The 13,363-nt window shown below is 34.6% G+C and carries 12 protein-coding genes; 6 read left to right on the top strand and 6 right to left on the bottom strand.

What is annotated here, in order from left to right; genetic code table 11:
- Positions 1-28: 28 nt before the first annotated feature.
- Positions 29-1,633, bottom strand: a complete 1,605-nt coding sequence (locus OXQ85_RS14430; RefSeq protein WP_267405382.1) for a S8 family peptidase — start codon at positions 1,631-1,633, stop codon at positions 29-31.
- 86 nt (positions 1,634-1,719) lie between these two features.
- Between OXQ85_RS14430 and OXQ85_RS14425 the strand changes: the two genes are divergently transcribed.
- Genes OXQ85_RS14425 through OXQ85_RS14405 form a run of 5 tightly spaced genes read left to right on the top strand, consistent with a single transcriptional unit; the run spans position 1,720 to position 5,572 of the window.
- Entirely contained in the window at positions 1,720-2,844 is a 1,125-nt protein-coding gene (locus tag OXQ85_RS14425) for a DegT/DnrJ/EryC1/StrS family aminotransferase (RefSeq protein WP_267405381.1), read from the top strand.
- 3 nt (positions 2,845-2,847) lie between these two features.
- Complete coding sequence (locus OXQ85_RS14420) at positions 2,848-3,288, top strand: hypothetical protein (RefSeq protein ID WP_267405380.1); 441 nt, start codon at positions 2,848-2,850, stop codon at positions 3,286-3,288.
- Positions 3,289-3,306: 18 nt separating this feature from the next.
- Positions 3,307-4,329: a UDP-glucose 4-epimerase GalE gene (gene galE, locus OXQ85_RS14415; protein WP_267405379.1), complete on the top strand. Its 1,023-nt coding sequence runs from the start codon at positions 3,307-3,309 to the stop codon at positions 4,327-4,329.
- A gap of 9 nt (positions 4,330-4,338) precedes the next feature.
- On the top strand, positions 4,339-5,109 hold the full coding sequence (locus OXQ85_RS14410; protein ID WP_267405378.1) for a methyltransferase domain-containing protein: 771 nt from the start codon (positions 4,339-4,341) through the stop codon (positions 5,107-5,109).
- Between the two features lie 10 nt (positions 5,110-5,119).
- Entirely contained in the window at positions 5,120-5,572 is a 453-nt protein-coding gene (locus tag OXQ85_RS14405; RefSeq protein ID WP_267405377.1) for an adenylyltransferase/cytidyltransferase family protein, read from the top strand.
- Between the two features lie 57 nt (positions 5,573-5,629).
- Here OXQ85_RS14405 and OXQ85_RS14400 read toward each other — a convergent pair whose 3' ends face one another.
- The 5 genes from OXQ85_RS14400 to pnuC form a co-directional block, all read right to left on the bottom strand.
- Entirely contained in the window at positions 5,630-8,215 is a 2,586-nt protein-coding gene (locus tag OXQ85_RS14400) for a TonB-dependent receptor (RefSeq protein ID WP_267405376.1), read from the bottom strand.
- A gap of 168 nt (positions 8,216-8,383) precedes the next feature.
- On the bottom strand, positions 8,384-9,409 hold the full coding sequence (gene mltG / locus OXQ85_RS14395) for an endolytic transglycosylase MltG (protein ID WP_267405375.1): 1,026 nt from the start codon (positions 9,407-9,409) through the stop codon (positions 8,384-8,386).
- 28 nt (positions 9,410-9,437) lie between these two features.
- Positions 9,438-10,205, bottom strand: a complete 768-nt coding sequence (gene dapF / locus OXQ85_RS14390) for a diaminopimelate epimerase (RefSeq protein WP_267405374.1) — start codon at positions 10,203-10,205, stop codon at positions 9,438-9,440.
- A gap of 105 nt (positions 10,206-10,310) precedes the next feature.
- The gene (locus OXQ85_RS14385; RefSeq protein ID WP_267405373.1) at positions 10,311-10,982 is read right to left on the bottom strand and encodes a hypothetical protein; all 672 of its coding nucleotides are present in this window, start codon (positions 10,980-10,982) and stop codon (positions 10,311-10,313) included.
- Positions 10,983-10,986: 4 nt separating this feature from the next.
- Entirely contained in the window at positions 10,987-11,658 is a 672-nt protein-coding gene (gene pnuC / locus OXQ85_RS14380) for a nicotinamide riboside transporter PnuC (protein ID WP_267405372.1), read from the bottom strand.
- Between the two features lie 165 nt (positions 11,659-11,823).
- Here pnuC and OXQ85_RS14375 point away from each other — a divergent pair, with 165 nt between their 5' ends.
- Positions 11,824-13,341 (top strand): amino acid permease, encoded by a 1,518-nt coding sequence (locus OXQ85_RS14375; protein ID WP_267405371.1) that lies wholly within the window; start codon positions 11,824-11,826, stop codon positions 13,339-13,341.
- The last annotated feature ends 22 nt before the right edge of the window (positions 13,342-13,363 follow it).

Here is a 13,363-nt window from a genome sequence, read left to right as displayed (position 1 = left end):
AACCTCTCAATCCGAGAGGTTTTTCAATTTATTCCTTGATAAATTTTTCATAATACATTTTATCTTTGGTCTGAACTTTCAAATAATAGACTCCATTTTGGAAATAATCTACCTTAACAGATTTTTCATCTTTACTTTTCAGAATAAACCTTCCAAGATTATCATAAATTTCAAGGGAAATAATATCATTTTCGGAAGCGATATTTAAAATATTTTTAACAGGATTCGGAAAAATGCTTAATTTTTCTTTTTTAACTAATTCTGAAGTATTTAAAACACCATTATAAAAATTTCCAAAATTAAGAATTCCGTAGCCCATCTGATTGGTGTGGTTTGGATAAAGAGAAGCGGTTTGCTGTAATCTGGCTCTCATCTGATCTCTGTTCATAGAAGAAAAAGCCTGAAGAAGACAGGCAACGCCACCTGCAGCAATAGGTGTGGCGATGGAAGTTCCGCTTACTGACACCTGAGAATTATTATTTACCGTAGCCGCCGCACTTCCTCGAACGCTTCCGTTGGGTTTAATTATGCCTAAAGAATTTGGTCCGAAAGAAGAAAAATTAGAAGGATTTCCGCTGGAATCTACAGAACCGATGGAAAAAACTTTTGTATTATCTGCCGGAGTTGTAATATAATGCCACGGCTGAGCCCCCGAATTTCCTGCGGCAATAAGCACAAAAATTCCCTTGTTAACTGCAATTTCTGATGCTCTTGCGATAAATGATTTTGTACCATTCATATCAGAATAGGTATAATTATACCTCGAATCATCAAAAGTAGAGTAACCCAACGAAGTTGTTATTAAATCAACCCCTTTCCGGTCGGCTTCTTCCGCAGCTTCAATCCAATACAGCTCTTCTTCTGGAACTTCAACAGTAGCATTTTCGCTTCGGTACAAATAAAAATCGGCATCGGGCGCAGAACCTACGAAAGTATTTTCAAGATAACCGCCAATTGCTCCTAAAACAACGGTTCCATGGTCAAGCAATGTGGGATTGTAGATATTGGAAGATTTAGCTACGAAATCATAACCGCCTTTGATCTGATTATTATTTCTGATTCTTGAAAACGCCGAACCTGTATCTACAGTTGGGAATCCGGCATCAATCACTGCAATGGTAACGCCAGTTCCTGTATAACCTGCCAGATGTAACGGTCTTAAATTAATCTGATCAATTTGTGCCGAACCATTTCCATAATCAAAAAGGGTTTGGGTTTTATTGGTAGCTGAGGTTTCTTGCCATTTATTTTGATGTGCAATTTTGGTTCCTCCATTAGAATTTTTGGCAAAACTTTCAACACTCTGAACATAAGGCTGAGATTGAAGTGTGGTAATTTGAGCAGTGGTTGCATTCACAGCGACTCCATTTAGCCATTTTGAATAATCCGTTACGGTAAAACCTAGATTCTGAATATTTTGAATGTATGATTGTTCAATCGGAGCATCCTGATCATTCAATGAAATTCCTAATGTTGAACGTCTGTTGAGGGATTTTTGAGACAGCTCAGAAAGCGGGTTGGCATAGAACGCAGCCTTGTTTGGTTTATCATTAAAATAAACAAAAACCAGCTGTGTTTGCGCAAAAGAAGTGGAATAACCCGCTAAAAGACAAAAGAGTAAAAGTTTTTTCATATTTTTCTTTTGTATAAAGATAAAACAAAATCAATAAAATTTTTAAAAGGATTTTAAATTCCCTATTTTTACACAAATATTTATTTATGAAAAAAATTCAGATGGTTGACTTACAAAGTCAGTATTACAAAATAAAGAATGATGTAGATAATGCAGTTTTAAATGTAATGGATTCGGCGGCTTTTATTAACGGCCCTGAAGTAAAGTCCTTCCAGAATGAATTGGAGTCTTATTTAGACGTAAAGCACGTTATTCCTTGCGCAAACGGTACCGATGCTCTTCAAATTGCTTTGATGGCTTTGGATCTGCAGGAAGGTGATGAGGTAATCACTGCAGATTTTACATTTGCTGCAACAGTTGAAGTTATTCATTTATTGAAACTTAAGTCTGTTTTGGTGGATGTTGATTATGATACATTTACGATTTCTACTGAAGCGATTAAAAAAGCAATTACTCCAAAAACAAAAGCAATTATTCCTGTTCATATTTTCGGGCAATGCGCCAATATGGAGGAAATTTTAAAAATTGCAGAAGAAAATAATTTATTCGTTATTGAAGATAATGCACAGGCTATTGGTGCAGATTATACTTTCCCGGACGGAACAGTAAAAAAATCAGGAACCATGTCTACAGTTGGTACCACTTCTTTTTTTCCGTCTAAAAACTTAGGCTGCTATGGTGATGGTGGTGCTATTTTCACCAATAATGATGAACTTGCTCACCGTTTGAGAGGAATTGTAAACCACGGAATGTACGAAAGATATTATCATGATGAAGTTGGTGTGAATTCTCGTTTAGACAGCGTTCAGGCGGCAGTTTTAAGAAAGAAACTTCCTCATTTGGATACGTATAACGAATCAAGAGGAAAAGCTGCTGATTTTTATGATGAAGCTTTTGCAAATCATAAAGATATTTTAACTCCGAAAAGAGACGAAAACTCAACGCACGTTTTCCACCAATATACTTTAAGAATTTTGAATGGAAAGCGTAATGATTTGCAGAAATTTTTAGCTGAAAAAGATATTCCGGCAATGATTTATTATCCGGTAGCTTTAAGAAAACAAAAAGCATATTATCAGGAAAGTAATGATGCCGATTTTGTAAATACAGATAAGCTTTTGGATGAGGTAATTTCTCTTCCGATGCATACTGAGCTTGATGAAGAGCAGTTGAAGTATATTACGGATGCTGTACTGGAGTTTATGGGATAAGCTATGCTTCATGACGAGAGAATATTAAAAAATAAATTTGCTTACTTTTTTACAATTATTTTTGTTTTAGGTTGGCTGATTTATTATAGTGCAGCTATCATTAATATATTATTTAAAAATTATGGTATAGTTGAGCAATATAGAATGCTTCAAATTCCAATTTACCTTCTAATTTTTTTAACATTTATATTATTAATAATAACATTCATAAATATTTTTAAGGAGGCTAAAAGAATGTTTTTATGTTTAAATATTTCGATTAGCTTAATATGTATTTTATGGTCAATAAGCTTTTTTAATAACTATAAAGAAGGTATGGATCGTTATTTATATTCTTTTTTAATATTTATAGCTTTGCTTATAGGTTCCGGATTATTAATAAATTACTTTAAGCATTCTCCGTCTAAAAATGAAATAGATTCAATAGGAACACATAATGATTAAAAAAATAATAATTAAAACATGGCAATATTAGTCACAGGAGGGCTTGGATATATTGGTTCTCACACCGTTGTAGAACTTTTGAATAACAATTTTGACGTTGTTATTGTTGATGATTTATCAAATTCAGAAAAATTCATCTTAAAAAATATTGAGGAAGTTGCAGGTAAGAAGCCTGCTTTTTATCCTTTTGATTTAAAGAGAAGAGATTTACTGACTCAGGTTTTTGATGCTTATGAAATTGAAGGCTGTATTAATTTTGCAGCGTCAAAAGCAGTTGGTGAAAGCCAAGTGAAGCCTGTTGATTATTATGAGAATAATTTATTTTCATTAATCAATATTCTTCAGGAATTTAAAGAAAGAGGAATTTCGAATTTTATTTTCAGTTCATCATGTACAGTTTACGGGCAGGCAGATACAATGCCAATTGATGAAAATACACCGTTAAAAATGCCGGAAAGTGTTTACGGAAAGACCAAACAGATGGGTGAAGAGATTTTAATTGATTTTGCGAAAGCATATCAACGTAAAATTTCGTTATTAAGATATTTCAATCCTATTGGGGCGCATCCGTCGGCAAAATTAGGCGAATTACCGATTGGAATTCCAAATAATTTAGTACCTTACGTTACCCAAACGGCTGCGGGCATCAGAGAAAAGCTGAGCATTTGGGGAGATGATTACCCAACGGTTGACGGAACGGCTGTTCGTGATTATATTTATGTGGTTGATTTGGCTAAAGCTCACGTTGCAGCTTTAAAAAAATTAATTGAAAATCAATCAAATGAAACAACCGTTGATATTTATAACTTGGGAACAGGGAAGGGGTCTTCTGTTTTAGAGGTTGTAAAAGCTTTTGAAGTGGCGAATAATGTTGAAGTTCCTTATCAGATTTGTCCGAGAAGGGAAGGTGATATTACCGTAGCTTATGCGAATGCAGACAAAGCAGAAAAAGAGCTTGGATGGAAATCTGAAACAAGCTTGGAAGATGCTTTGAGAACTACTTGGGAGTGGCAGAAATATTTAAAATCCAGAAATTCATAAAATAAAATTATGGCTTGGAATCCGGAAGTTTATGATCAATTTAAAGATGAGCGTTCAGCTCCGTTTTTTGATTTGCTGAATCTTGTTGATGATCTAAAAGATAATATGTCTGTTATTGATTTAGGTTGCGGAACGGGAGAACTGACTTCAAAATTACTGGATCATTTAAGGGATTCTAAAGTTTTAGGTATTGATTCCTCTGCTGAAATGCTGAAAAAAGCCAAGCATTTTGAAACTAATCGTTTAAGCTTTATTCAACGAAATATTGAGGAACAATTAAATTTAAATGATACCTTTGATTTAATTATTTCTAATGCAGCAATTCAATGGTGTAGTAATCATAAAGAATTATTTCCAAGAATTATAAGTAAGATTAATAAGGGCGGACAATTAGCTGTTCAGATACCTTCTAATCATGAATTTATTGTTCATCAACTGCTTAGAAAAGTAGCAGAAACCGAGCCTTATAAAACAGCATATCATTCTTGGACACGAGAATATACTGTTTTAAAGATTGAAGATTATGCAAAGATTTTGTACGAAAATAAAGGAAACGATATTGTTGTGTTCGAAAAGGTATTTCCTCATGTGATGGAAGATGCGGAAGCTATCTATAATTGGGCTTCGGGTACTGCAATGATTCCTTATATTGAAAATTTATCAGATGAAAATCTGAAAGAGAAATTTAAAGAAGATTATAAACAAGAATTAAAAAATATTTTCCCAGAATCGCCGGTCTTTTATCCATTTAAAAGAACATTCATGACGGCGAAATTTTAAAAATACTTATATGAAAACAGAAAGAATAGGCATTACGTTTTCCTCGTTCGATTTATTACACGCAGGGCATATTAAGATGTTGGAAGAAGCAAAAACAATTTGCGATTATCTAATTGTAGGTCTTCAGATTGATCCCTCTCACGACCGTCCTACGAAAAATAAACCGACTCAGACTATCGTTGAAAGATATATTCAGTTGAAAGCGGTAAATGCGGTAGACGAAATCATTCCTTATTATACGGAAGAAGATTTAGAGGATATCTTGAAGTCTTTTGTGATTGATGTAAGAATCATCGGAGACGATTATCTTGACAGAGATTTTACAGGTAAAAAATATTGTGAAGAAAAAGGAATTGAGATCTATTATAATAAAAGAGATCACAGGTTTTCTTCAAGCGACCTGAGAAGGAGAATTTTTGAAGCAGAAAGCAGAAAAATTACTCAGTCTGAAACAATTAAATAATTTCTTTATTTTAAAACAAAAAAATCCCGAAACATCTGTTTCGGGATTTTTGCTTTATTACATTGGACCTCCTTGCTGATCGTCTCCAGCTTCATTGGAGTTGATGTCTTTTTTCCTTTTAGGTTGATCAATTTTTTCTCCTTGCTTAAATCTGTAAGTAAGAGATATTGAGAACTGTCTTGGTTGCCATTGCATATAATTTCTACGGGTGTAATCGCTATTAAAGCTGTATACTTCTCTGCTTCTTGTATTGAAAATATCCTGAATGTTGAAAGCTATGGTTCCGTCACCTTTCCAGATTGTTTTGGATGCTCCTAAATTTAAAGCATACATATCCTGCGTATTTTGGTTGGCAGATTTCTGTGCTCCTCTGTAGAATCCTTGCAACTGAACGCTGAAAGTTTTATCAAGTTTAAATGTAGTATTCAAACGTGCTCTTGTAGAGAAACCATCTCCTGTGAAATCCATAGAACCGATTTTTTCGTTTCCTTCACTATCCTTCGTTTCATAGTAGGCAATTCCGGTTGTTTTATATCCGAATAAATCTACACTACCCATGATTTTTAACCAAGCGAACGGATCATAAGTAAAGTTTAAATCTAAACCATAACGATCATCATTTCCTAAGTTAATAGGTTTTGTGTAGAAAACACTTGCACTCTCATCTGGTCTATAAACAAGCATTTTGGTATCGTCCGTAGCATGTCTATAGTAAAGAGTAGGATTAACGGTAAATCTTTTTCTTGAAATATTATAACCTACTTCATAAGAATCTACGTATGATGGATTTAAATCAATGTTTCCTTCGAAAATATTCTGACTGTTCGTGTAGTTTGGGAAAGGAACCATAAAGAACGATCTAGGTCTGTCAATTCTACGAGAGTAATTAACTAAGATCTGATTATCCTTAGAAACATCATAGCTTAAGAAAACACTAGGAAATAAATTGTTGTAATTCTTAGTTTTATCAATAGGCGGAGAAGAAGGATTTTGATTGATGTAATTAATTCTCACATTAGAATGTTCATCTCTTAAACCAACCTGATATCCGAAGTTTCCAACTTTACTTTTGAACTGAACGTAAGCAGCATTGAAAATTTCTCTGTAATCGGTATTATTGTTATAATTAGCAATAAGAGGATTTGTTGCAGAACTTGTTACTGTATTGTTGTATTCATTGCTGTTTACATCTATTCTGTAACCCGCTTCAATTTTAGATTTTTCACCAATAGGAAGTTCATAATCTGCTTTTCCTACCAATGTTTTGTTGATTGAATTTCTTCTTGTAATGTCTTCTAAAACCGGGATTGCATTTTCAGTTTCAAGAATATTTGAGTCATTATTGCTTCTGTTTCTCTGTAAGCTTAATGATAAGGATAAATTCTGCCCTTTATCATCAAATTTATGATCTAAACCAATATCTCCCTGGAATGCCAAGTTATTATTTCTTCCTACAGAATTTCTTTCAACATTAGATTGCATGAAATTCCACTGTTGAGGAACATTCAAGCTATATCTGTAAAACTCATTATAAGTTTTTAGAGACTCATTATTATCACTTTCGAAAGTTCTTACGACTCCTGATAGATTTAATGAAGTTTTATCTGAAATATCATAGGTAAAACCTGCACTCGCATTATAGTTGTTGTTATAGCTTTTATTTCGTGAATTTTGAAGCTGATATTGTTGAATATCGTTTGGTTGCTTCGTTAGATCTTTTGGGGTGCTAAGATCGATGTTGTTGTAAGTAGTCTCAGTGTCGTTTTTATTTCTATTTTCAGAATAGCCACCGCCACCATTTAAGAACCACGTCCATTTATCTTTTCTCCAACTTAAGTTAGCATTAAGAGCTGTTCTAGGAAAATATCCTAATGTTCCGACCACACTTCCGTTGAAACCTACTTTTTTATTCTTCTTTAAAATGATATTTAAAATACCGGAAGTTCCCGAAGCTTCAAATTTTGAAGAAGGGTTGGTAATTACTTCAATCCTTTCTATCTGGTCAGCAGGAATACTTTGTAATGCATTCGCGCCATCATCAATTCCTAGTAATGCCGAAGGTTTACCATTAATTAAGAATTTTACATTAGTACTTCCTCTCATGGAAACAGTACCATCTGTGTCCACAGAAACCGATGGAACGTTCGTTAAAACATCCTGAAGATTTCCTCCTTTACTTACAATATCTTGAGACGGATCGTATGTTTTTTTATCAAGCTCTACTTTATAAGGCTTTGTTGCCTGAACTGTAATGGTAACTCCCTGGATATCCTGAGTTTTTACATTGGTAGCGCTTGCTTCAGGCTCAATAGATAGAGCTCCGATGTTTCCTGCAGCCGTAATTTGCTTGTTGGTAAGGCTTTTCTTGTAATCGATAGCCTCTACTGTAATGTCATAATTGCCCGGTGCAAGGTCTAGTTTATATTGTCCCTTTTCGTCAGTAAGCGTTGCGTCGCTGAAGAGTTTGTTTTCCTTATTACTGAACGTCACAGATGCGTAAGGCACAGGCTGATTGCTTTTATTGACAACCGATCCCGATACGCCTACTTTCTCCTGACCAAAAGCAAATGCCGCCGCCGATAGTACAAAGGTAAGCCCTAGAGTTTTCTTTGTGAAAAGGTTAATAATTTCCGTCTGATTCATAGATTTGTTTTTGTGTAAAATCGTGAAAGTATTATTCCTAATATTGTGAATTTAATAAAGGTTTAAATTTCAAAATATTACGATAGTTTATGTATTTGTAATGTATATGTCGCTTGTTAAGGCTAAATGTTAATTATTATATTGTTAAATTAAAGTTAAATTTTTCTTCTATTTGATATTCTTTGAATTCAGCCAGTCCTGATACGCTTTTGCATTAATCGCATGTTGTTCAGCACTTGCCGTAAATTTGTGATAACCGAATCTTGCAGGATCAGCACACATAAAGATGTAATTATTGCTTTCCGCGTTCAACACAGCATCTACAGAGTTTTTATCAACGATACAAATCGGTCCCGGAGGAATTCCTTTGTTTGCATACGTATTGTAAGGCGATGGAGTAGACAAATGCTTATAAAAAACCCTTTTTATAGATTCTTTAAAGTTGGTTTGCTGATTGATGGCATAAATTACCGTTGGGTCAGATTGAAGTTTCATTCCTTTTCTGTAACGGTTCAGATACAATCCTGCAATGGTTCTCATTTCATCTTTTTTCCCTCCCGATTCTTTATAAACAATAGAGGCCAACGCGTAGATTTGATCTCTCGTTAATCCCGATTGCTGCTCTTTAGCCTTTCTTTCGCTATTCCAAAAATCATTATACTGATCTTCGAATTTTTTGAAAAACTCTTTAGGTGTTACCGTCCAGAAAAAGTTATACGTATCGATGAAGAAATATTTTTTAAGATCTTCAGCGTTTTTATATCCTTTTTCAGCAGCGATACTGTTCAGATTATCCACAAATTTTAAAGAATCCAGCTCTGTTTTTTTAGTGACTTTACCAACCATCTGGTAAATGTCTCCAAAATCACCAATTCTAAAGCTATTCTCGCTTTGGTTTCCGGCTTTAATCATATTCACCAAATTGGTATTTCCCAACCCTTTCTGAAAATGATAACGCCCCGGTTTGAAATTCTGTTCAAGATCTTTCATTTTAGCAACAGTTTCGAAAGATTCTTTATCTTTCACATATTTTCCGACAGAGTCTAAAATTTGTTTAAAATTCGCTTGATGCGGAATCAAAACATAGCCGTCATTTTCTACGTTGTTGCCGTAATATTTATTATAAAATCTCAAACCAAAAAATCCTCCTACTACAAAAACGAGTAGAATGATGATGAGAATTGCTTTTTTCATAAATGTTGATTAAAAGTTTACTAAATTTTTACAAAAGGTCTACCTTTCCTCTAAAAACTTGCTTCGCCGGACCTTCAAGCCAAATATTCTGGAAGTTGTCTCCATTTTTTTCTGCATAAACTTTTAAGTTTCCACCCAGCGTTTTAACTTTTACAGAGATTAGATTGTTATTTTGTAGAAAAGTTAAAGCTGAAGCCGTAACTCCCGTTCCGCAGCTGTAAGTTTCGTTTTCAACGCCTCGTTCATAGGTTCTTACGAAAATCTCTTCATCAGAAATTTTTTCAACAAAATTCACGTTGATGCCTTTTTCTTTATAATTTTCAGAATTTCTAATGCCGTTTCCGTGTGCAAAAACGTTGTAGTTTACGATATCTTCAACATATTTTACATAATGCGGCGAGCCTGTATCCATTACTTTATCTTCACCATCATTTAAAATAGCATTTACGTCACCCATTTTAAGTTTAATGATTCCGTTGTGTATTTCTGCATCGTGTTCACCGTCGATGGCGATAAACTTACATTTACCTTCAAAAATATCTAAGAAAAAAGCGAAAGCCACTGAACAACGCGCTCCGTTTCCGCAGAAACTTTTAGAACCGTCAGAATTATAATAATCAACCTCAAAATCATAACCTTCTGCATGATTGATTTTAATAAGCCCGTCTGCGCCAATTCCGAAACGTCGGTCGCAAAGTTTTTGAATATTTTCGATGGATAGGTCATTCCATTCTCCGGAACGATTATCTATCATTACAAAATCGTTTCCTGTACCTTGATATTTATAAAATTCCATATATTTTTTTCTCTAATTTGACTAAAAAATTAACTTACAAAATTACTAAATAAAAACAAAAACGAACAGTGTTAGCTGCTCGTTTTCTTATTTAGAATGATTATATTATCTTCTGAAACCACCTGTTCCTGATGAGGAAGAAGAGCTGTTCTGCTGTGTTGTTGGCGAACTGTTTCTGAACCCTCCTGAGTTAGAATTATTCTGCTGCGGCTGCGGACTGGTATTTCTGAAACCACTATTGTTATTCTGTTGTGGTTGTGGAGTACTTTGCTGCTGATTTCTGAATCCGCTGTTGTTCTGTCTCTGGTTGTTATTTTGCTGTTGGTTTCTAAATCCGCTATTATTCGAGTTTGAATTTGAGTTTCTGAAACCGCCGCTGTTGTTATTTCCCTGAGAGTTAGAATTTCTGAAACCTCCAGAATTATTTCTTCCGCTATTATTGGTATTTGAATTTCCGAAACCTCCTTGGTACGTATTCTGTCCCTGCCCTGTAGATCTTCTTTCTACATATACTTTTCTTCTTGAATTATTATAATTGTAGTAATAATAAGGTACACCGTTGTCGTAATAATAATTTACGTCGTTTCTGTAATAATATCCATCGTTACCCCAATATCCACCGTTTCCGTAATATCCGGATGGTGCATAATAATATCCGTCGTTATAATAAGGATCACCATATCCGCCAGTGTTTGCATATCCGTCAGAATACGCGATACAAGATGATAAACTAGCGATAGTGAAAATACTGAATGCTATTTTTAATAAATTTTTCATGACTTTATTGTACTTTTTTTGCTTTAAAACTTTTTTCCCAATTAACGTATCCTGAGATCGCCATTATAGTAAATACCAAATATTGAACCGAAGTGATCCCGAGACCTTTATAAATCATCATCGGAATACAGATAATATCTCCGATGATCCAGAAAATCCAACTATCAATGCGTCTTTTCGCCATTAGCCACATGCCGAGTAAAAAGGTAGAAGTGGTAATTACATCCAGCCAGTTAGCCCAATCTAAATGATAAAGACCAAGATTCACATCTTTCATCGAAAATCGATTGTCAATATATGGTTTAAAATAATATACTACAGTTACTAAGATTAAACTTATGATGAAAAGTAAAATCCCATATACCCATTCTTTTTTTTCTGCCCATTTTACATCTACATGAATATTATCCTCAGAATTTTTAGACCACAAGATCCAGCCATAGATGCTGATGATGGTATAATAGACATTAATCATACAATCGCCAAGCAATCCAAAATTGAAAAGAATGTAAACATAAAGTAGAGTAGAAATGATCCCGGTAGGGTAAACCCAGATATTTTTTTTAATTGAATAATATACGCTCAGAATTCCGAAAAAAGCAGCAGATGCTTCCATGGAAATCTCTAGAGAATTGTAGTCTTCGTAGGGTTTTACGAAAAGATCGTATAAATTCATGGGTTCAAAAATACGCAAAAAATCGCATATTTTAAAATGATTTAAATAATGTGTAAATCAGATTTTTAACCATTTGTATTTAAATTAAATGACGAAAGTTTGTCAATAAACAATATGATTTCTAAAATTTTTATATTTTCGTAAATCTTTAATAAATAAAAAAACATGTCTAAAATTTGGGTTAAGAAGCCGCTAAGTGCCTATGAGGCAGATATGAAAAAGAGCGAGCTGAAAAAAGTCCTTGGTAAATGGAGCTTAACGGCAATTGGGGTAGGAGCGATTATTGGTGGAGGAATTTTTGTACTTACAGGTACCGGAGCTTATTATCACGCAGGGCCGGCATTGGCGATCTCTTTTATTGTGGCAGGTATTGCCTGTGTTTTTGCGGCGTTATGTTATGCGGAGTTTGCCTCTATCATTCCGGTAGAAGGTTCTGCTTACGCATACGCTTACGGAACAGTAGGAGAAATTTTTGCATGGGCAATGGGTTGGTGTCTCATCTTAGAGTATGCCATGGCCAGTATGGCGGTTTCCGTGAGCTGGTCGGGATATTTTAACAAATTTCTCAAGATTTTTGGAGTTCATCTCCCGTCGTATCTTACTTCAGATCCTGCAAGTTATACAGGTGATGGCTTTTCGATGAATTTACCAGCTTTCATTCTTGTTCTTTTAATTACTGCATTATTGGTAAAAGGAACTAAAGAAGCAGCAGGAGCTAATAATTTAATTGTATTGTTAAAAACTACAGCCGTTGTATTTGTTGTGATTGCTGGTGGTTATATCATATTTTCAAGCCCTGAAATGTACACTGCAGCAGAAGGCGTGAAAAACTGGAAGCCATTTATTCCTGATGAAACTTTAATTAAAAACTCCGAAGGAGAGATGGTTTCTGCGTATGGAATTAAAGGAATTATTTCAGGAGCTGCGGCTATTTTCTTTGCTTATATCGGTTTCGATGCCGTTTCTACACAGGCAGGTGAAGCTATTAATCCTAAAAAAGATGTTCCTTTTGCGATCATTACTTCATTATTAATCTGTACAGCTTTATATATTTGTGTATCTCTTGTGTTAACAGGGATGATGCATTATACAGATTTTAATCCTGAAGGTAAATTCCCTGATGCGATTAAGGCGCCTGTGGCTTATGCTTTTGAAATTGCTGGAAAACACTGGGCTAGTAATATCGTAACGATTGCTGCAACAGTAGGTTTAATTTCTGTAGTAATGGTAATGATGATGGGTCAATCAAGAATTTTCATCGGAATGGCAAAAGACGGTTTGATTCCTAAATTCTTTGGAGAACTACACCCAACAACAAGAACGCCCTACAAAGGAATTATTTTATTAGGAGTTGTGGTGGCATTTATAGCAGCATTTACACCAATTTCTACATTGGCGGATATGACGAGTTTCGGAACTTTATTTGCCTTTACATTGGTTTGTATCGCGGTTTGGGTAATGAGAAAAAAACAGCCGGATCTTGCTAGACCATTCAAAGTGCCTGCTTACAAAATCGTAGTGGCATTAGGGGTAATCATTAATGTATATTTGATTTTCAACCTAAGCGCTCACGCATTAGAGCTTTCTGCATGTTGGTTATTCCTTGGAGGACTGGTGTATTTCATTTATGGAAAATCACACAGTAAGCTAAACAATCCTGAAAAATATCAGAATAATGATTAATATATCAACCCGCTTCGGCGGG

The organism is Chryseobacterium sp. GM_Chr_2 (genome assembly GCF_026540445.1).
In the GTDB taxonomy this organism is placed as follows: domain Bacteria; phylum Bacteroidota; class Bacteroidia; order Flavobacteriales; family Weeksellaceae; genus Chryseobacterium.
This window is presented reverse-complemented; position numbering and strand designations above follow the sequence as displayed.